Origin of the sequence: Enterococcus florum (genome assembly GCF_004309355.1) — a bacterium.
In the GTDB taxonomy this organism is placed as follows: Bacteria; Bacillota; Bacilli; order Lactobacillales; family Enterococcaceae; genus Enterococcus_A; species Enterococcus_A florum.
The window spans coordinates 126,356-147,426 of the sequence record NZ_BJCC01000019.1; the positions used below are offsets into that span (position 1 = coordinate 126,356).

General features: G+C 41.0%; 20 protein-coding genes. 16 read left to right on the plus strand and 4 right to left on the minus strand.

Annotated elements, in window-relative coordinates; all coding sequences use genetic code 11:
* Positions 1–12: 12 nt before the first annotated feature.
* The 16 genes from NRIC_RS12180 to holA all read left to right on the plus strand — a co-directional run bounded on the left by NRIC_RS12180 (position 13) and on the right by holA (position 16,752).
* Positions 13–282 carry a UPF0223 family protein gene (locus NRIC_RS12180; RefSeq protein ID WP_146622978.1) on the plus strand — a complete coding sequence of 90 codons (270 nt, stop codon included), beginning with the start codon at positions 13–15 and terminating at the stop codon, positions 280–282.
* Between the two features lie 43 nt (positions 283–325).
* Positions 326–1,084, plus strand: coding sequence for an inositol monophosphatase family protein (locus tag NRIC_RS12185; protein WP_146622979.1), 759 nt, complete (start codon positions 326–328; stop codon positions 1,082–1,084).
* 106 nt (positions 1,085–1,190) lie between these two features.
* Positions 1,191–3,029: a translational GTPase TypA gene (gene typA / locus NRIC_RS12190; protein ID WP_146622980.1), complete on the plus strand. Its 1,839-nt coding sequence runs from the start codon at positions 1,191–1,193 to the stop codon at positions 3,027–3,029.
* 272 nt (positions 3,030–3,301) lie between these two features.
* Complete coding sequence (locus tag NRIC_RS12195) at positions 3,302–3,595, plus strand: DUF1507 family protein (protein WP_146622981.1); 294 nt, start codon at positions 3,302–3,304, stop codon at positions 3,593–3,595.
* A 3-nt stretch (positions 3,596–3,598) separates the two neighbouring features.
* Positions 3,599–4,786: an FtsW/RodA/SpoVE family cell cycle protein gene (locus NRIC_RS12200; RefSeq protein WP_146622982.1), complete on the plus strand. Its 1,188-nt coding sequence runs from the start codon at positions 3,599–3,601 to the stop codon at positions 4,784–4,786.
* Between the two features lie 5 nt (positions 4,787–4,791).
* Positions 4,792–8,217: a pyruvate carboxylase gene (locus NRIC_RS12205; RefSeq protein WP_146622983.1), complete on the plus strand. Its 3,426-nt coding sequence runs from the start codon at positions 4,792–4,794 to the stop codon at positions 8,215–8,217.
* Between the two features lie 21 nt (positions 8,218–8,238).
* Positions 8,239–9,342 carry a CAP-associated domain-containing protein gene (locus tag NRIC_RS12210; RefSeq protein ID WP_227873792.1) on the plus strand — a complete coding sequence of 368 codons (1,104 nt, stop codon included), beginning with the start codon at positions 8,239–8,241 and terminating at the stop codon, positions 9,340–9,342.
* Between the two features lies 1 nt (position 9,343).
* Positions 9,344–9,769 (plus strand): YlbF/YmcA family competence regulator, encoded by a 426-nt coding sequence (locus tag NRIC_RS12215; protein ID WP_146622985.1) that lies wholly within the window; start codon positions 9,344–9,346, stop codon positions 9,767–9,769.
* Positions 9,762–10,103, plus strand: coding sequence for a YlbG family protein (locus NRIC_RS12220; protein ID WP_146622986.1), 342 nt, complete (start codon positions 9,762–9,764; stop codon positions 10,101–10,103). Before NRIC_RS12215 ends, NRIC_RS12220 begins: the two co-directional genes overlap by 8 nt.
* A gap of 84 nt (positions 10,104–10,187) precedes the next feature.
* Complete coding sequence (gene rsmD, locus NRIC_RS12225; RefSeq protein WP_307720542.1) at positions 10,188–10,751, plus strand: 16S rRNA (guanine(966)-N(2))-methyltransferase RsmD; 564 nt, start codon at positions 10,188–10,190, stop codon at positions 10,749–10,751.
* Positions 10,748–11,242, plus strand: coding sequence for a pantetheine-phosphate adenylyltransferase (gene coaD, locus NRIC_RS12230; protein ID WP_146622988.1), 495 nt, complete (start codon positions 10,748–10,750; stop codon positions 11,240–11,242). The genes rsmD and coaD overlap by 4 nt, the downstream gene beginning before the upstream one ends.
* Positions 11,223–12,275: a SepM family pheromone-processing serine protease gene (locus tag NRIC_RS12235; RefSeq protein WP_307720541.1), complete on the plus strand. Its 1,053-nt coding sequence runs from the start codon at positions 11,223–11,225 to the stop codon at positions 12,273–12,275. The genes coaD and NRIC_RS12235 overlap by 20 nt, the downstream gene beginning before the upstream one ends.
* Before the next feature lie 54 nt (positions 12,276–12,329).
* Positions 12,330–12,950 carry a helix-hairpin-helix domain-containing protein gene (locus NRIC_RS12240; protein ID WP_146622989.1) on the plus strand — a complete coding sequence of 207 codons (621 nt, stop codon included), beginning with the start codon at positions 12,330–12,332 and terminating at the stop codon, positions 12,948–12,950.
* 22 nt (positions 12,951–12,972) lie between these two features.
* A complete protein-coding gene (locus NRIC_RS12245) occupies positions 12,973–13,473 on the plus strand; it encodes a ComE operon protein 2 (protein WP_146622990.1) in 501 nt (166 codons plus the stop codon).
* A gap of 43 nt (positions 13,474–13,516) precedes the next feature.
* Positions 13,517–15,691, plus strand: coding sequence for a DNA internalization-related competence protein ComEC/Rec2 (locus NRIC_RS12250; protein WP_227873791.1), 2,175 nt, complete (start codon positions 13,517–13,519; stop codon positions 15,689–15,691).
* Between the two features lie 32 nt (positions 15,692–15,723).
* On the plus strand, positions 15,724–16,752 hold the full coding sequence (gene holA / locus NRIC_RS12255; RefSeq protein ID WP_146622992.1) for a DNA polymerase III subunit delta: 1,029 nt from the start codon (positions 15,724–15,726) through the stop codon (positions 16,750–16,752).
* A 68-nt stretch (positions 16,753–16,820) separates the two neighbouring features.
* Here holA and rpsT read toward each other — a convergent pair whose 3' ends face one another.
* From rpsT to NRIC_RS12275, 4 genes are all read right to left on the minus strand, one after another.
* Positions 16,821–17,075, minus strand: a complete 255-nt coding sequence (gene rpsT, locus NRIC_RS12260; protein WP_146622993.1) for a 30S ribosomal protein S20 — start codon at positions 17,073–17,075, stop codon at positions 16,821–16,823.
* 116 nt (positions 17,076–17,191) lie between these two features.
* Complete coding sequence (locus tag NRIC_RS12265) at positions 17,192–19,099, minus strand: heavy metal translocating P-type ATPase (protein ID WP_146622994.1); 1,908 nt, start codon at positions 19,097–19,099, stop codon at positions 17,192–17,194.
* Positions 19,100–19,269: 170 nt separating this feature from the next.
* On the minus strand, positions 19,270–20,100 hold the full coding sequence (locus NRIC_RS12270; RefSeq protein ID WP_146622995.1) for an undecaprenyl-diphosphate phosphatase: 831 nt from the start codon (positions 20,098–20,100) through the stop codon (positions 19,270–19,272).
* 188 nt (positions 20,101–20,288) lie between these two features.
* Positions 20,289–20,993, minus strand: a complete 705-nt coding sequence (locus NRIC_RS12275) for a histidine phosphatase family protein (RefSeq protein ID WP_146622996.1) — start codon at positions 20,991–20,993, stop codon at positions 20,289–20,291.
* Positions 20,994–21,071: the final 78 nt, after the last annotated feature.

A 21,071-nucleotide genomic window follows, 5' to 3' on the forward strand; every position in this document is an offset into this window, starting at 1 on the left:
GGAGGAATACTCTTGAATAATTATAGTTATCCGATCGATCCTGATTGGACTAGAGATGAACTGGTTGCTGTGATCGATTTTCTCAACCTCGTTGAACAAGCAAATGAAAGAGGAATAGAAACGAAAACATTTCTAGATGGGTATCAAAAATTTAAAACGGTGGTGAAGAGTATCGGTGAGGAAAAACGCTTAGGCAAAGAATTCGAGTCCGTCAGCGGGTATTCTCTTTACCGAACGGTTCAAAAAGCCGAGCATACTACAAGCAAGTCATTTAAAATGTAAAGCATACTATTGTCGTCAGTTATAAGAATAGGAAGTGAAGAAAATGGAAAAAGAAATCATTCAATGGATTTACGAAGCAGGAGAAAAGATTAGAACTGCCATTCGTCAAGAGACGTTTGTCGTTGATCAAAAGAGCAGCCGAACCGATTTAGTAACAGATGTGGACAAGTCCATTCAAGATTTTTTGGCCGATAAGATTCAACAATTTGATTCTTCTGCGACTATTTTAGGAGAAGAGAACGGACAAGACAAGACTCCCATTGACAAAGGAAGAGTTTTTGTTATCGATCCGATTGATGGAACCTTGAATTTTGTCATGCAGAAGGAAAATTTTTGCATCATGCTGGCGGTCTACGAAGAAGGAATCGGTCAATTAGGATTCATTTATGATGTCATGCGAGATGACCTATTCTGGGGTGGACGAAAAGTAGGCGGGGTTTATCATAATGAAGATTTATTAGCCCCTCCTCCAAACAAGAGATTGAGTGACGGACTTTTAGGAATGGGAATCTCTATTTTTGCCGATAACTATTACCACACAAGGGAGATTGGGGAACGCTCAATGGGCGTACGGGTGTTAGGCTGTGCAGGCCTTGATTTTATCGCCATCCTGAAAGGGATACAAATTGGTTATATCAGTTTGTTAAGCCCCTGGGATTATGCGGCGGGAAGTATCATGATGGAACAATTTGGCATGGCATTTTCTGGCGCAGAGCATCAGCCTCTAAAATTTCAAGATCGAGAACTCTTTATCGGGTTGACCCAGGCGGCAATGGACGACGTAATCCAAATAATTGCTTAAGAAAATTCGTTTTCTGAAAAAATGAAAATGTTTTACTAACAATTCCCCTGAATATCTGCTATAATGTCTTGTCGAGTGACTTGTTACAAGAAAAGGAGCAATTATAGTGAAATACAGAGATGATATTCGTAACGTTGCCATTATCGCCCATGTTGACCATGGGAAAACAACGTTAGTGGATGAAATGTTGAAACAATCAGATACCTTAGACAGCCATGTAAGCTTACAAGAACGGGCAATGGACTCCAATGCGCTGGAAAAAGAGCGTGGCATTACCATTCTTGCTAAAAATACCGCAGTAAACTACAAAGACTACAAGATCAATATCATGGACACACCTGGACACGCAGACTTCGGCGGCGAAGTTGAACGTATCATGAAAATGGTTGATGGTGTATTGCTAGTGGTCGATGCCTATGAAGGGACAATGCCTCAGACACGTTTTGTTTTGAAAAAAGCGTTAGAGCAACATTTGATCCCGATCGTAGTTGTTAATAAAATCGACAAGCCTTCAGCTCGTCCTGAAGCAGTTGTTGATGAAGTGTTAGAATTGTTTATCGAATTAGGCGCTGACGACGATCAATTGGATTTCCCAGTGATCTACGCTTCAGCTTTAAATGGAACCTCTAGCTTGTCTGATGATCCGGCTGATCAGGAAGAAACCATGGTTCCTGTATTTGATACCATCGTTGAAAAAATTCCCGCACCAGTTGACAACAGCGAAGATCCATTGCAATTCCAAGTTTCTCTATTAGATTACAATGACTACGTTGGTCGTATCGGGATTGGCCGTATCTTCCGTGGAAAAATCAAAGTTGGTGACCAAGTGTCCTTGCTTAAGTTAGATGGGTCAGTGAAAAACTTCCGGGTAACTAAGATTTTTGGTTTCTTTGGATTGAAACGTCTGGAAGTTCAAGAAGCCAAAGCGGGAGACTTGATCGCTTTGTCAGGGATGGAAGATATCTTCGTTGGTGAGACAGTCACACCAGTCGACCATCAAGATGCTTTACCGATTCTTCACATTGACGAGCCTACTTTGCAAATGACTTTCCTAGTAAACAACTCTCCATTTGCAGGTCGTGAAGGAAAATATGTTACTGCGCGTAAGATCGAGGAACGTTTGATGTCTGAGTTGCATACGGATGTTTCTTTGCGTGTCGAACCGACTGATTCTCCAGATGCCTGGATTGTATCTGGCCGTGGAGAGCTGCATTTATCAATCATGATCGAAAATATGCGTCGTGAGGGCTATGAGTTGCAAGTGTCTCGTCCAGAGGTAATCGAACGTGTCGTCGATGGTGTTCGCTGCGAACCATTTGAGCGTGTCCAGATCGACACACCTGAAGAATACATGGGCAGTGTAATTGAAGCGTTAGGCCAAAGAAAAGCCGAAATGCAAGACATGATCCATTCAGGCAATGGTCAAGTACGTTTAGTATTTTTAGCTCCTGCACGCGGATTGATCGGTTTTACTACGGAATTTTTGTCAATGACTCGTGGATATGGAATCATGAATCATACATTTGATCAATATTTGCCGATGATCGCTGGCAATTTAGGCGGGCGTCGAAATGGTGCATTGGTGTCTGTTGACAATGGGAAAGCCACCACTTACTCTATCATGAGTGTTGAAGAACGCGGAACGGTTTTTGTTGAACCTGGTACAGAAGTTTACGAAGGAATGATCGTCGGGGAGAACAGCCGCGACAAAGATCTAGGAGTAAACATCACGAAAGCAAAACAAATGACCAATGTACGGTCTGCCACAAAGGATCAAACATCTGTCATCAAAAAACCACGCATTTTGACATTGGAAGAATCGCTGGAATTTCTAAATGATGATGAGTATTGCGAAATTACTCCAGAGAGCATTCGTTTAAGAAAACAAATCTTAAACAAATCAGAACGTGAAAAAGCTGCGAAGAAAAAGAAAATCGCTGAATAATTTTTTAAGAGTCTCTTTCCAGAGGCTCTTTTTTTACACTCGTTTGTTCCACATTTTACAATTGTTTCACGGATATGAACATACGAGAAACCGTCGTTCTGTGTTTTCATTTTGATTTTCGATTTTGTCATCTTTCTGTAACAAATAGGACCTGTGTAAAACTCTAAAAAGCCGAACGAAAAATTTAATAATCGCTTATATACTCGTTTTTTTCTCCTGTTTCGTTTTTTTCTGTGCTATAATATTGAAACTAAGATAGGAGGGAAGCAAAAATGGAAACCGTATCTTCTGATTTTGCTCTAAAAATACTGAATGACGATGCTGAACGCATCAAGCTGTTGATTCGCAATCAACAAAATAGTCTCTGTATCTCCCAATGTAAAGCTTTTGAAGAAGTTGTCGATACGCAGATGTACGGCTTTTCACGACAAGTGTTTTTTGCAGAGAGAATTGGCATTTTAGAAAAAGGTCGAGGACAGCAGATGTTAAGTGATCTGGAAGCTGAGCTGAATGGCCTTTACACTGAAATATATGAAAATCAACAAGAAATTAGCGAGGAGGAGTAATCCTTGCCTAAGCTGAGGAAACGTCACTTTTTAGATTATAGTATTTTAATTCCCTATTTGGTTCTTTCGATCGTCGGGTTGATTTTTGTTTACAGCTCAACTTCGTACTTGCTGATTTCAGCTGACCGAAGTCCTTCCTCACTGGTCATTACACAGGCAGCCTTTTGGCTCGTCAGCCTTGTTGTCATCACATTGATGTATAAAATGAAAACAGATGTACTAAAAAGTCAGCAATTGATTGTTTTTTCTACATTGCTGATTTTCGTTTTGTTGATCATTACGTTATTCCTTGGGGATGAGATCAATGGGGCAAAGGGGTGGATCAGCATTGGTCCTCTAAACATGCAGCCGGCTGAATATCTAAAAATCATGGTTATCTGGTACTTGTCTTACATTTTATCAAAACGGCAAGATACGATCCAAGAGAATTTTTGGTCTGATATGAAACGGCCGATGATATTAGTGCTGTTGATGGTTTTATTAGTTGCCATCCAGCCAGATATGGGGAATGCAGCAATCATCACTTTATTGGCAGTTATTCTTTTATTAGCCAGCGGAATCAATTGGGTGTACAGTTTGATCGTAGCGACTGGTGGAATTGCTGGAAGTTATTTGATTATTGAGTTTTTGATCAATTTTGGGAAGTATATTTTTCCTGCGCGGTTTCAATATATCGTTAGCCGCTTTGAAAGCTTCCAAAACCCCTTTAAATATGAATTAGACCAAGGGCACCAATTGGTCAATGGCTATTACGCGATGTATAATGGCGGCTGGTTCGGACGCGGACTTGGCAATAGTATTGAAAAAAAAGGGTTCTTAAGTGAAGCCCATACAGATTTTATTTTTTCGATTGTCATTGAAGAGGTAGGACTGATTGGCGCATTGCTGATTTTAGGTGTCCTTATTTTTATGATCATCCGTATCTTTCTAGTAGGGATACGTTCTAAAAAAACATTCAATTCCTTGATTTGTATTGGAATTGGCAGTTTATTTTTATTGCAGTTGTTTATTAATCTTGGTGGATTGTTAGGTTTGATTCCGTTGACCGGTATTACGTTTCCTTTCTTGAGTCAAGGAGGAAATAGTTTGCTGGTGTTGTCAGTAGGTGTTGCGTTTGCATTGAACATCAGTGCTGATGAAAAACGAACTAAACTTGCGATTGAATATGAATATTTGAAAAGTCAGGAGTGAAGTGCATGAAAAAAGTATTAGTGGCAAATCGTGGGGAAATCGCAACAAGGATTTTTCGTGCGTGCAGCGAGTTGGGGATCAAAACAGTTGGGGTATTTGCTGAAGAAGATACCTACTCTGTGCATCGATTCAAAGCAGACGAGGCTTATTTAGTTGGTAAAGGGAAAAAGCCGATCGATGCTTATTTAGATATTGAAGACATTATCCGTGTAGCGAAAGAAGCAAAAGCAGATGCCATTCACCCTGGATACGGTTTTTTATCAGAAAATCTCGAATTTGCGAAACGTTGCGAAGAAGAGGGAATTGTTTTTGTTGGGCCTTCCGTCCATCATCTAGATATTTTTGGAGATAAAATTAAAGCCAAAACCGCTGCTTTGGATGCAGGAATTGCTTCGATTCCTGGATCAGATGGGCCAGTTGATTCCGTCAATGATATTTTAGCTTTCGCAGATTCCCACGGATATCCGATCATGATCAAAGCTGCTTTAGGCGGCGGCGGTCGAGGCATGCGGGTTGCTCATGATGAAAAAGAGGCCCGTGAAGGATACGAGAGAGCAAAAAGTGAAGCAAAAGCGGCTTTTGGAAGCGACGAAGTCTATGTAGAAAAATACATTGGAAATCCCAAGCATATTGAAGTACAGATTCTTGGCGACAGTCATGGCAATGTGATTCACTTATTTGAGCGAGATTGTTCTGTCCAACGGCGTCATCAAAAAGTCGTTGAGGTTGCACCTTGTCTTTCTTTAACTGACGAGCAGCGTCAGGCGATTTGCGGTGCAGCAGTTCAATTGATGAAACACGTGGGCTACATCAATGCTGGTACTGTGGAGTTTCTCGTTGAGGGAGACAAATTCTACTTTATTGAGGTTAATCCTAGGGTTCAAGTAGAGCATACGATTACCGAACTGATCACAGGTGTTGATATTGTGACGACGCAGCTTTTGATCGCTCAAGGTAAGGATCTGCATAAAGAGATCGGTTTGCCGACTCAAGAAAAGGTAACCATGAGCGGCTCTGCGATCCAGTGTCGTGTCACGACGGAGGATCCGTTGAACGGCTTTATGCCAGACACCGGTAAGATTGATACGTATCGCTCTCCAGGGGGATTTGGGGTTCGTTTAGATGTTGGGAATGCTTATGCCGGTGCTGTTGTGAGTCCGCATTTCGATTCCTTGCTTGTGAAGGTTTGTACCCATGCGTTGACTTTTGACCAAACAATTCAAAAAATGCAGCGTTGTTTACGTGAATTCAGAATTCGGGGTGTCAAAACTAATATTCCATTCATGCATAATGTCATCAGTCACCCGGTTTTCCAAAGCGGTGATGCGAAGACAACGTTTATTGATAATACGCCTGAGTTGTTTGAATTCCCTAGAGTACGAGATCGTGGAAATAAAACGATGCGATACATTTCTGAGATCACAGTCAATGGATTTCCAGGGATTGAAAAGAAAAAGAAGCCTTTCTTTGAGCTGCCTAGACAAGCGAAGGATCTAGAGATTCGGACAGTTGAAACAGCTAAACAAATCTTAGATACTAAAGGGGCAGTGGCTGTTGCTCAATGGGTTAAAAGTCAAAAAAATGTTTTGTTGACAGATACAACGTTCCGTGATGCCCATCAAAGTTTATTGGCTACCCGAGTACGAACACACGATTTTGTAAATATCGCTCAAGCAACCAGCCAGGCGCTCCCTGAATTATTTTCAAGTGAAATGTGGGGGGGAGCAACTTTTGATGTTGCGTATCGTTTCTTAAGCGAGGATCCTTGGAAACGACTGAAATTGCTGCGTAAAGCTATGCCGAATACGCTGCTTCAAATGCTATTCCGAGGCTCGAATGCAGTAGGCTATTCCAATTATCCAGACAATGTGATTGAAGAATTTATCAAAGAAGCGGCTCATCGAGGCATTGACGTCTTTCGTATTTTCGATAGCTTAAACTGGATTCCTCAAATGGAAAAAAGCATTCAGGTCGTACGGGATTCTGGAAAAATTGCTGAGGCTGCGATTTGCTACACCGGCGACATTTTAGACCCTGCTCGAACGAAGTACAATGTTCAATACTACAAGGACATGGCAAAGGCTTTAGAGGACGCTGGAGCGCATATTATTGCAATCAAGGATATGGCAGGATTGCTGAAACCTCAGGCGGCGTATCGATTGGTGAGCGAGTTGAAGGAAGTGACTAGTTTGCCAGTTCATTTACACACCCATGATACTGCCGGAAATGGGATTATTACGTGTTCTGCTGCAGTTAAGGCTGGTGTCGATATTGTCGACGTTGCTATGAGTGCTATGAGTGGTGCAACGAGCCAACCGAGCCTAAGTAGTTTATACTATGCTTTAGAGAATGCTGGAAGAACACCAGATATCAGTTTAAATAATGTTCAGCAATTGAACCATTATTGGGAAGATGTCCGGCCTTACTATCAAAGCTTTGAAAATGGAATCGTAGCAGCTCAAACAGAGGTCTACCAGCATGAGATGCCGGGTGGACAGTACTCAAATCTGCAACAACAAGCAAAGGCGGTAGGTTTGGGTGACCGTTGGGATGAAATCAAAGCAATGTACCAATCCGTAAATATGATGTTTGGTGACATCGTAAAAGTAACGCCTTCCTCGAAAGTCGTTGGCGATATGGCCTTGTTTATGGTTCAAAACGATTTAACTGAACAAGATATTTATGATCGAGGCGATGAATTAAGCTATCCGGATTCTGTGATCAGCTTCTTCCAAGGAGAGATTGGCCAACCAGTAGGTGGATTTCCTAAAGAGTTGCGCAAGATCATTTTACAGGGTCGCCCTGCCTTAGATGAACGACCTGGTTCACTGGCAGCTCCCGTGGATTTTGAGAAAGTAAAAAGTGAACTGGCAGAAATGATTGGTTTTGAGCCGAGTAAGACGGATATTCTCAGCTATTTGATGTATCCGCAAGTGTTCCTCGATTATCAAAAAGCGTATAGTCAATTTGGAGATGTCACATTATTGGATACTCCTACATTTTTCACTGGAATGCGTCTTGGTGAAACGATCAATGTTCAGATCGAAAAAGGAAAAATGTTGATCATCCGTTTAGACGAGATCGGTGAAGCAGATATTGAAGGCAATCGTACACTGTTCTTTAATTTGAATGGTCAAAGACGGGAGATCACCGTCAAAGATTCATCCATCAAGAGTTCAGTACAAACCAAACGTAAAGCCGAACCAACAAATCGTGAACAAATCGGAGCGACGATGTCCGGCTCGGTTCTCAAAGTACTTGTTAAGCGCGGAGAACATGTTGAGAAGGGCCAACCTTTGCTGATCACTGAGGCAATGAAAATGGAAACGTCCATCGATGCACGTTTTGATGGAAAAGTCGACCATATTTACGTAGAAGAAGGCGAAAGCATTTCTTCCGGTGATTTATTGATTGAAGTAAAAGAAAATTAGGAGTGTTCTGGTTTGAAGAGAATGATCGGCTTTCTTAGTATCTTTATCATCGTTTTGATTGGTTACTATGTACAGCCGATCATTTTTCCGCCAAAACCTGCAGAGCCGTCGCCAGTGGAGCAGCAAAATCGGCCTGCGACCCATAAATCGATCCGACACGAAACGATCCAAACGGAAGGTTATGCCCAATATGTCGATCAGCCGCTAACGGAAGTCGAAATGAACTTTGGGGAACCTGCACGCATCGAACAAAGTGGTTTTTTTTACGAAACTCGGATCTATCCTCTTGAAAAGGGATCTTTAGAAGTCAATATTGAAGAAGGCACGGTTGTTTCAATTAACATGTTTAGTGCAAAATCAGAGAGTGCTCCTTTTACCTTTGGGATGACGAATCAACAATTAGCTCAGCAGATGAGCTTGTCTGCTAATTTTGCTGTTTCCTATGACGAGGAGCCCGTTGACATCGAATTAAGCGAAGAAGATATGCGCTATCGTCCTTTGATTGCTTTTGACAATGGAACGTTTGCGATTGCTTTTTTTGACGCAAAGAAGGATCGGCTTCTGGGTCTCAGCTATATGAACATTGAAATGCTCTTGCGATTGATGCCTTACCAAATCAACAGCGGCAATCCGCTTTCTTTTCTCGTCCAGGAAAGCGAACTCGACTGGATGGTCATTAATCAACAAAAGGCACAGCGATTGACAGAAGTCGTTAATTTTTTCCGAAGAGGTCAAAAGCTGCCTGCTTATTCATTTCAGACTGAAAAAGAAAGCCACAGCCAGAAACTGCTTGACGATTTTTTATCTGCACCTGAAGATCTTTTGTCAGATGAGCGGCATGAAGAATGGTTATCTAAGCAGAGTGCTCGACTGAATAGTATGCCCTTCAGCTTGCGTCCTGAAGAACTCGATCAGTTGAAAAAAATAAATGGTTTAGCAAAAGATCCAGGGTTATTCTATTCACCGGTCATAGATCCAACCTTCACCGTCTTTCAATGGCTTACCCAAAACTCGTACCACGAATTTTTTTCTGATCAGCAGCAAGAACAAATAGACGTTGCGTTTAATCATGAAAATGTGCTAGTCTTGTTACAGGAAGCAAATCAAACAAAGGACAGTGACTAAGGTGATTATCAACGAATCATTGTTTGCTCTGGAGGATCAAACCCTTGATTTGATTGGGGAGATCAAAATGAGCAATACATTTTGTACTTATATCAACAAAAAGAAACAAATGAACGCCTGCTTGGATGTGCAGAGGATAAAAAAAGAGTTTGTGGCCAAAAAAGAAGCTTTTGAACAAATTCAAAACTTTGGTGAGTATGCACCGGATTTTTCTGAGAAACAGAGAAGCGTACGCAAAGCCAAGCGCACTTTGGATCTGAATGAGAAGGTGGCTGCTTTTCGGTTGGCAGAGACGGATTTGCAAACACTATTGGATTCGCTTGGGCAATCTATTGCTTCCACGTTGTCACCAGAAATCAAGGTAGAGGCTGGGAATCCATTTTTTGAAACAAAAGGTCATACATGTAAGGGGACTTGTCATGGATAATTCGGAATTTATCGTACAAAAGAGACGTGGATTGATCGTCTGGGTCTATTCATTGAAACAGCTGAAAAATTTGAAACGTCATGGTCTGATTCATTATGTTTCTCGGAAGCTTAAATATGTTGTATTATACGTGAATGAAGACGACGTCGATGAGATCGAAAATAAACTTGCTGCTTTGCACTTTGTTCGTCGTGTCGAGCGCTCTTATAGACCAGACATTGAGATGAATTTTGCTGACCGAATCGGGACGAAAGCTGCATATCAAGTGAAAGACGAAGAGGAATTAGATGTCGTAGAAGCCAACACAAAGATACGTTTAGCTGAGACAGTCTAACGAAGATGAAAAATGTCTGATTTGATCAAACATTTTTCATCTTTTTCTTTTATAATAAGATAGATTCTGAAGAAAAAGGAGAATATCATGCGAGTCGTTGCAGGTGAATACGGAGGCAGAACAATCAAATCCTTGTCAGGAAATACTACCCGTCCTACAACGGACAAAGTAAAGGGAGCAATCTTTAACATGATCGGTCCCTACTTTTCAGGTGGACGTGTTTTAGATCTTTTCTCTGGCAGTGGGTCTTTAGGTATTGAAGCAATATCTCGAGGAATGAGCCAAGCGGTATTGGTCGAGAAAAATTACCGTGCGATGCAAGTAATCAAAGAAAATGTGGCTATGACTAAAGAACCCGAAAAGTTTCAATTAATGAAAATGATCGCTAATCAGGCAATTCAGCAATTAGCAAAAGAGGAAGTTCGCTTTGATCTTGTGTTGTTGGATCCACCATATGCGGAACAGGAACTCATCAAGCAAATCGAGTTTCTGTTACAGCATGAATTACTAAATGCTGATTCAGTAATCGTATGTGAAACAGATAAAGCAGTCACCCTTCCAGAGAGGATTGGTCAGCTGGTTCAACGAAAAAGGCATATCTATGGAATTACTGCTGTTACCATCTATGATTTGGAGGAGGAAAAATGAAACGAATCGCACTATTTCCAGGGAGTTTTGATCCATTGACAATGGGACACCTAGATACGATCGAGCGAGGGGCAAAACTTTTTGATGAGTTGATTGTTGGGGTTTTTATCAATACCTCAAAAAAAAGTTTATTTGAACCAGATGAAAAACTACGATTGGTCGAAGCATCAGTTCAACATATTCCAAATGTCAGAGTGATTACTCAAGCACAAAAACTGACAGTTGAAGTTGCTGAAGAGCTTGGGGTCCGGTTTTTACTACGCGGAATCAGAAGTGTCAAAGATTATGAATACGAAAAAGAAATTGCGTTGATGAACAAACATCTATCTGCAGAATTGGAGAGTGTCTTTTTACTAGCAAACCCTGAGTACAGTCATATCAGTTCGACGATTCTCAAAGAAGTGATGCTGTTTGACGGAAATGTCAAAGACTATTTACCTGCTCCAGTCTATCAAGCCCTAGAAAAGAAGCGTGAACAATTTGAAAAATAATAAAGTCCCTGTAAAAAAAATCCTTACTGCTTTGCTGATTCTTGTATTTGCAGCTTGCATGCTCGTTCCAATTCCTTATTATGTTGAACAACCAGGCGACACGATTAACTTAAAACAATTAATCACAGTCAATGGAGAAGAGGATCAGCAAGAAGGCTCGTTTAGTTTGACCTCTGTAGGCTTTCGGCGAGCTACTGCTTTTCGAGCACTAGCTGCTCAATTCAAGCCTTTTGAAGATGTTGTATCTGCAGATGAGCTGACAGGTGGATCGACCGATGAAGAATACCAGCAAATGCAGCAATTCTATATGAAATCCTCACAAAATGCTGCGATTGAACAGGCGTTAAAACTTGCTCAAAAGCCCTATGATCTTCAATACAAAGGAGTCTATGTCTTAGGTGTAGAGAAGAATTCAAACTTTGCAGACAAAATCACTGTCGGGGATACAGTCACCAAAGTTGACGGCAAGAGTTTCACCAGTAGTCAAGAATTCATGGATTATGTAAAAAGCCAAAAAGTAGGACAAGAATTAGCGGTCACATTTGAGCACGAAGGTGAAACAAAAACAGCAAAAGGCAAATTGATCGAATTACCGAGTGACAAAAAACCCGGAATCGGAATTACGTTAACCGATCATACTGAAATCAAATCGGAGGAAGAAATCGATATTGATGCAGGAAATATTGGTGGACCTTCAGCGGGGTTGATGTTTACCTTAGAAATTTACGAACAATTGATCGGCAAAGACCTGCGGCATGGCCAAGAAATTGCTGGTACAGGAACGATCGATTCAGAAGGAACGGTTGGGCGTATTGGCGGTATCGATAAGAAGGTGGCCAGTGCAGCAGAGAGTGGCGCAAAAATATTCTTTGCTCCCAATGATGATATCACTAATGAAATGAAAGCAATTCAACCAGATATCAAGACCAATTATCAAGAAGCCGAATCAGCCGCAAAAAAACTTGGGACAGATATGAAGATCGTTCCAGTCAAAACAGTGCAGGATGCGCTGGATTATTTAAATAAACTTTAGGAAAAACCGCCACTTGGCGGTTTTTTTGCGTAAGTTAATAGAAAGGAGGAAGCGATGGATATACGATTGACTAAAAGGCAATGGATTCTTTCACTGACGATCTTCGGAATTAGTCTGATTACAGTTTTGCTTTTGTTCATGCGAAATCAAGGGTTGCCAGAAAAGAAAGAGGCGCTGCTGTTTTCCAGCGAATCGACAGAACAAACGTTTGCCAGCTCTCAATCTAGCGAATCAAAGGAATGGTATGTGGATGTAAAAGGGGCGATCAATCAACCTGGTCTTTACCGGATCAAGGAAGGGATGCGTCTGATGGATGCCGTTGAATTGGCTGGTGGATTCACTAAAGAGGCAGATCAAAAACAGATCAATTTTGCTAAACTGCTATCTGATCAAGAGGTAGTCTATGTACCAAAAAATGGAGAAGAAATTCCAGAAGTACAGCTAGAAACAGGAGGACAAGCGGACAAAAAGGCGGAAGAACAAATTCAAATCAATATTAACACAGCAGACATAACTGAATTGCAGCAGCTTTCCGGGATCGGAGAAAAAAAGGCCCAGGACATTGTGAATTATCGAGAAGAAAATGGCAGCTTTCAATCGATTGATGAGTTGACGAAGGTTTCTGGGATCGGACAAAAGACGCTTGAAAAATTACGAGAGTCTATTACAATATAAGAAAAAGAGAGGAAGAGTGCAGTTGACGACAGAAAGAATTCCTTGGGATCAATATTTTATGGCTCAAGCCGTGTTACTATCTTTAAGAAGTACTTGCAGCCGTTTAGAAGTAGGGGCCACAATCGTACGCGACAAGCGAATCATTGCAGGAGGATATAATGGCTCTGTGAGTGGAGATGTCCATTGTATTGATGATGGCTGTTACGTAGTAGATAATCATTGTCTGAGAACGATCCACGCTGAAATGAATGCACTGCTGCAATGTGCGAAACTGGGAATACCGACAGATCAGGCGGAAGTCTATGTCACACACTTCCCTTGTTTACATTGTACAAAAGCACTGCTTCAAGCCGGTATAAAAAAGATCCATTACTTGAAGGATTATCGCAATGATCCTTATGCCATCGAATTGATCGACCAGGTAGGAGCAAGTGCTCACCAAGTTATTTTGGAGAGTAAATATTTTACAAAACTTCAGTTAGGAGAAGAGGCTGCCGCTTTTCCTGAGGATAATTATTCGTAATTACCTCATTTTACCTGTCCTGACGGCTGCATTAATAGGAGCGATGCTGTATCGATTTCATTGGATATGGCTCGTTCTTTTTCTGTTGCTGTTGATTCGCATTGGCTGGACAAAAAGCAGGGAGCTGATCGCTCTGACCTTCTTGAGCTGTTTAGTTGTCGGCGTTCGGTCACAGGTTTGTATCACTCGACTCCGTGCACCGCTGGAAATGCCGGAATCTGATGTTTTTAAAGTCTTAGAGGATACAGTTAAGGTGAATGGTTCTTCGCTGCAATTCATTGGAGTCGCTGGACGGAAATCATACCGCTTGTACTACCAACTTCCATCCGAAAAAGAGCAAAAGCTTTGGTTATCAGCAGCTCCTCCTAGCTATGTGCTGATTACTGGTGAGTCGTATAAAGCTGACTCTGCTAGAAATCTTGGCGGTTTCAATGCATTAGACTATGATTACAGCTCAGGCATTGTTGGCAGAGTCGATGTGCAAAATCTTAAAACGACCACTGTAAAAGGATTCTCATTGCACCGTCTCCGTTATTCTTGGTTTATGCGAATACAAAAAAAGCTGCCGCAACGCTTGTCATCGTATGTTAATGCTCTTGTGATCGGATATAAAGATGCATTCTTTGACGAGTGGATCACTCCCTATAAGATCAATGGAATTCTTCATTTGTTTACGTTATCAGGAATGCATGTTCAATTCTATTTAGGCTCATTTCATTTGCTGCTGAAAAGGTTGGGAATGACTAAGGAATCAAGACTCTTTGTGTTAATTGTCATAGGAGTGCTTTTTACGATTTTGACAGGAAGGAATATCAGTGTTTTGCGAGCTGTCACAGCTTATTTAATAACTTTCAGCTGTGATTGTTTAGGTTGGAAAAGTTCTAGACTGGACCAGTGGTCGATCAGCTTATTGGCTCTTCTTTTGATTAGACCGCTTATCTTGTATTCAGTAGGGGGACGTCTAAGTCTATTTTTTTCAGTGATTTTGGTTTATTTGCCTCAACTCACTGAAAAGAGATGGAAACAAACCCTGCTTTTTTCATTTTTGGCATTTCCTATTTTAATTCATGAGTTTTCTGAATGGTCGATCACTTCAGGCATTTTGACTCTTTGTCTGGTCCCTGTTTTCCAATGGTTTTTGTTACCAGTCTGCACCTTTTTGTTCGTTACTAGTTTTGGATTGGAGCTGCCGTCTAACGTGCTATTTTTTCTCGAAAAAATAGTGAGTTTAATTGAACGACTGATTTCACTGATAACATTACCGATGCTTACGATCGGCAAACCTTCACTTAGTCAACTGATCGTACTGCTCATTTTAACTGGCGTGCTGATTCACCGGTTGAAGTACAAACAAAGACTAATGTCCGTGCTCGTTTTGCTAGTGCTGGTGACACTGAGTATCTCTTACTCTCCATATGGATCGGCTTCGTTTATCGATGTTGGACAAGGAGACAGCACTCTGATAAAACTGCCCTTTAAGCGCGAAACCTTTTTAATAGATACAGGAGGACAATTGCATTTTAAGCAAGAAGGATGGCAAAAAAGAAAACAGACACATTTGTCCGACTATACTGTGATTCCGCATATAAAAAGTTTAGGTATCTCCAAGATCGATCATGTCATTATCACACACAATGATGCTGATCACATGGGAGAACTTTTGCATCTTTCAAAAGAGATCAAGATAAGAAATTTGTACATCGGAAAGGGATCTGAAAAGAAGATTCTTCCTTTGCTTCACGAACTGAACAAGTACACGAAAATTCATGTTGTTACTAAAGGGGATCAAGTAGGTCAGAGGGTGAAGTTTTTTGTTTTGGCACCGATTCTGAGTAAGGGCGAAAACAATGATTCGATCGTAACCTACTTTACCGCCGGCCACAAACGATTTCTATTATCTGGGGATCTGGAGAAATCAGGAGAGAAAACAGTGATCGAAGACTATCCTAAACTGGAAGCAGATATCTTGAAGATTGGCCATCATGGAAGTAATACTTCAACAGATACGTCTTTTATAGACACAGTGAATCCCGAAACAGCCGTTATATCCGTCGGTAAGAATAACCGGTATGGACATCCGACAGCAAAGACAATAGACACGCTCGAACGCCAGCAGATCAGCATTCTACGCACGGACCATCATGGAATGATTTATTATCGATGGCTGCCATTGTTTGGCAGCGGAAAAATCGAGAAGATGATAGATTTTGAGGGGTAAACATGGTAGCATGAGATGGCGGGAGGGAAATCATGAATACACAACAAGCATTACAAGAGATTCGAACGGGCAAGCTCCGACCGGTCTATTTGATTACGGGCACAGAGATTTTCTTTCAACAACAGTTACGAGACGCTTTTATGACTAGAATGAAGAAAGATGATTTAGAAGAATTAAACTTCATGAACTTCGACATGGAAGAGGCGACATTAGAGCAGGTAATCGGAGAAGCGGAAACGCTCCCTTTTTTTGGAGATTATCGATTGGTTTTCGTTGAAAGACCTTTCTTTTTGACTGGAGAGAAAAAAGCCAATGCTCCTGAACAAAATACGGAGTTGCTGTTAAATTATTTAAAAAATCCATTGAGTTCAACCGTTTTAGTGTTCTGGGCGAGCTATCCGAAGTTAGACGCTAGAAAAAAAATCACTAAGGCCTTGAAAAAACAAGCAGCTGTAATCGAGGCGGCTCCTTTACAGGAGTCAGACTTAAGAAGCTTTTTGCAACGCTACATCAGCAACGAGCAAGCGAAAATCTCAAAAGAGGCCTTCGACTTATTTCTGAGATTGACAGATTTTGATCTCACGAAAGCCATGAATGAGCTGGATAAATTATTGTTGCTGGCCGGTGAAGGTGAAACGATCACCTTGCAACAAGTGCGTGACCTCGTCCCAAAAACATTGGAACAGAATGTGTTCGAACTGACAGAACAGATTCTGAAGGGCAACAGTGAACAGGCTTACCGAACATATGAGGAATTGCATCTTCAGGGAGAAGAGACGATCAAGCTCAATGCTATTTTGATCGGTCAAATTCGATTGCTGCTGCAAACGAAGATCTTACAAAAGATCGGCTACCAGCAAGCCAATATTGCTGAAGCATTAGGTATCCATCCCTATCGTGTTAAATTAGCAATGCAGCAAGTGGCGAAGTTTCCATTAGAGACGCTGATCAAGATGTTTGACCGTTTAGCCGAAAATGATTATCAAATCAAAACCGGGCAATCAGACAAAGAATTGGCATTCCAATTGTTCATACTGCAAACGACAGCCATGATCAAATAAAAAACTGCAGGTATGAGTCTTTGATAAAGATCATACCTGCAGTCTGAACCGATCTGAGGATCGGTTTTTTATTTTGCCACTTTTTTTGATAGACGTGCTTTGTCACGGCTTGCTTTGTTTTTATGGATCAATCCTTTTGATTCAGCCATATCGATTGCTTTAGTAGCAGCTTTGAAAAGTTCTTCTGTATTTTCAGCACCAGCAGCAACAGCTTCTTCAAATTTCTTGATCGTTGTGCGCATTGCGCTCATTTGAGAAGAGTTTTTCACGTTTGCGTTTTCGCTAGTACGAACACGTTTGATTGCAGATTCAATGTTTGGCATGGGTTTCACCTCCGAATTCAGTCTTATACGGGAAATCCGTACAATTCAACATTACTCATTATACATAAAGCCTTTCAGCAATGCAATAAAATCGTGACAAGTTTTTTTCCTTAACATCAATGAGAGACTTGATAAAGCGGACATTCCAAACATTTTGTGTCATTTTGGTCTGATGAAAGGTCTTTTAACGGCAGGAGCATTCTTAACCCGTTGAAAATCACTAGAATCGTACTTCCTTCGTGACCGATAACACCTAAAGGTAAATTTAAGAACTGAGCAAAATTACTAATGATCAACAATGCAATCACAGTTAAAGAAAAAATGATATTTTGTTTTACGATCCGTTTTAATTTTTTAGCAAGTCGATGACTATAAACCAGTTTGTTCAAATCATTTTTCATCAAAACAATATCGGAAACATCCATAGCGACATCGGTTCCCTCTCCCATAGCCACACCAATTGTCGCCGTTGCTAAGGCAGGGGCATCGTTGATTCCATCACCAACCATTGCATTAACCGTGTATTTCTCTTTAAGTTCTTGAACCAACACTGTTTTTTCTTGAGGCAGGCAATTGGCATAATAATCATCGATTCCTACAGCCTTTGCGACAAACGCTGCAGAGCCTTCGTGATCGCCAGTCAGCATAGTCGTATGAATGTTTTCGTTTTTAAAATAGGAGATCATACTTGCAGTATCTTTCTTCGGCAGATCGATCAACGCCAACATAGCCATCAACCGCTGATTCTTGGATAAAAAAATCAATGTTTTCCCATCATTTCGCCATGCCCGAATCATGTCGCCAATTTCTGAATCCTCAGTGTATTGCGCTGTTTTTCCCAAACTCCAGGTGTATCCAGCATAATCAGCTTCCAAGCCATATCCGGCTTTTTCTTCGACTTTTAGATTACTTATTCGGGTTTCATTTTCGAAAAAGCGAACTGTTGCTAGAGCCAAAGGATGCGTTGATTGTGCTTCCATTGAAGCAAACAATCTAGGAATAAGCGGATCAGGATCAAGAGCATGAAAATCGGTGACTCTGGGTTTTCCTTGAGTCAAGGTTCCTGTTTTGTCAAAGGAGACCGCTTTTAAATCCGCTAATTGTTCAAGATTTTTCCCTGATTTGAATAGCACTCCTTTTTTGGCACCATTAGAGATCGCAGAAAGCGTAGCTGGTGTCGCAGAGGCAACCAAAGCACAAGGAGAGGCAACCACCAATAAAACCATTCCGCGGTAAAAACTTTCCTGGAAGGACCACCCTACGATAAAATGAGTAATCAAAATCACCAAAGGAACCGCCAACAAAACGATTTTCACATAGCTATTCTCAATTTTTTCGATAAAACTGGCAGTGGCACTGGTTTCGCTTTGCGCATTTTCAACTAGTTTAATTATTTGAGCAAACAGCGTGTTTTTGCTTGTTTTAGTCACCTTCATCGTGAACGCTTGCCCGGTGTTGATCGTTCCCCCAAAGACTTCTTCGCCTTTTCTTTTTTCAACAGGAATCGATTCACCAGAAATAGCAGATTCATCAATGGACGAATGATCATCCAGTAAAATTCCGTCAATCGGGACAGCACTGCCCTTAGGAACAAATACGAGATCTGAAATGATCAAATCATTGACATCCGTTTCTATCGTTTTATTATCAGGAGTCAATTTCAATGCAGTGGAAGGGGAAAGATTCATTAAAGCAGTAATCTCTTTCGTGCTTTTATTGGTTGCGTACTCCTCCAACGCGCCGCTTAAACAGAAAATAAACGTCAGCATCGCTCCTTCAAACCAATTGCCTATCAGACAAGCACCAATAGCTGCTAAAGCCATTAATAAGTCGACATTTAACGTTTTTTCATGGATTAGTTCTGAAACTCCTTCAAAGGTCTGCTTCCATCCACCTGATACAATGGCGATGACAAATAAAAGCGGATAAAAGGAAACATCCATTAATTCGATTGTTTTTCCCGAAATCAGAAAGATCAAGCAGCAGACAGTAGAGAAAAAGGCTTGTTTTTCTTCTTTACTCATAGGAATTCCTCCTCTCAAATAAAGCATATCACAAGAGGTTGCTAATTGATAATAGAAATCCCTAAATGAGAACGAAAGTGATTATCAATTAGATTATTCGCTGGAATGATAACCTTTATCAATTAGGTTAGTTGTAATGAATATAAAAAAGCAACAGAATAATCTGCTGCTTACATTGCGACCAGCCAATAGATGATCAAAATTGCTCCTAAAATGATTCGATACCATCCAAAAACAGTAAAGTCATTTCGCTTGATATAATCCAACAAGAATTTAATAGCAATGATCGAAACGATAAAAGCTGTTACCATTCCGACGAGCAGGACCAGAATTTCCTGTACGCCAAAGGTATTGCCGTTGGCCAAAAATTTAACGATCTTTAACCCGCTGGCTCCGAACATCACTGGAATCCCCAAGAAAAAGGAAAACTCAGTGGCGACAAAACGAGAAGCCCCGATCAAAATCGCTCCAAGGATTGTCGCACCAGAACGAGAGGTTCCAGGAATGAGAGAAAGCACTTGGAAAAATCCGACAATCAAAGCTGCTTTATAAGTAAAATCAGCTAAAGAGGTACATTTTGGTGTTTTGCTTTTGTTTTGTTTTTCAACGACAATAAAGGCGATCCCGTAGACAATCAACATAATCGCTACTGGCAAAAAACGGTGGAAATGTGCATCTAGATAATCATCAAAAATGAGCCCCAGCACAGCAGCCGGCACACAAGCAACAATTACTTTAGACCACAAAGACCAAGTATCCGATTTTTGCTGCGCATCTTTTTTCACTGAGAAGGGGTTCAACTTGTCGAAGTACAAGACAACAACCGCCATGATAGCCCCCAATTGAATAACGACATTGAACATTTCTGTGAAGGCTGGGCTGATATCCATTTTGATAAATTCATCCACCAGAATCAAATGTCCCGTTGAAGAGATAGGCAGCCATTCCGTAATTCCTTCTACGATGCCAAGGATAATTGCTTTAAAAATATTAATAATCACATATCTAGTTCCTTTCTGCTTAGTAACATAATTCAGTATACCGTTTCGATATCTAAAAAACCATTGAAATATCAGAAAGGTTTTTTTAAGAATCGCTTAGCAAGTTCAAAAGACAAACCCATTTGTTAGAGCATAAAAAATTTTAACTAAAAAAAGACTGCCGTGTTGTTCAGCAGTCTTTCCTATGATTACTCTTGATCCTTAGAAACAATACTTTTTCCACGTTCCAGGTAGCTGATGTCATTGATTGCGCGGATCGAAAACTCCCCATCTTTGTAGTCGATACGATTCACACTTCCATTTAATAAGTTTGCACGAACGGGTTGTTTTGTATCGATCAGACTAAGCAAAAACGCGATCGTTAAGCCGTGAGAGACGATAAGAACGTTGCCTCCACCTTGTTTTTCACGTCGCTGTGCAATGTCCTCGAAGCCATTCCAGACACGCTCTTTGATTTTTTCATAAGGCTCTGCCCAGCTTGCCGTATCTGCTCCGACGATTGCTCGAGCGATTTCTTCAAAAGTAACCTCTGTTGCGAAAAGATCATCTTCAGTTTTGAAATCAAGAACTCGAGGCAGGACTCCCCACATTTCAGCGTCATAGGCTCCTTCTAAAGAACCAAAGCACCATTCACGAATGCGAGGATCAACATGATAAGGTAGATTTTTTCCTTCGGGGTGTTCTCCTAAAAGAATCCGCATGGTTTCGATCGCCCGTCCGGAATCGCTCGAGTACGCTTCTTCAAACGGTGTATCCTGTAATCCTAATCCTACGTAACGAATTCCCTGACGGCCGTTTCGTGTCAACGGAGTATCGCACCAACCTTGGACACGTTCAAGTGTGTTGAACATTGTTTTTCCGTGGCGCACGATATAAAGACTTGTCTCTGTCATAAAAAAACCTCCACAATTTTTAATTGAGCTAATTTCATAATTATCAGCCCTTGTTATATCAATGTTTTCAAAGCACAC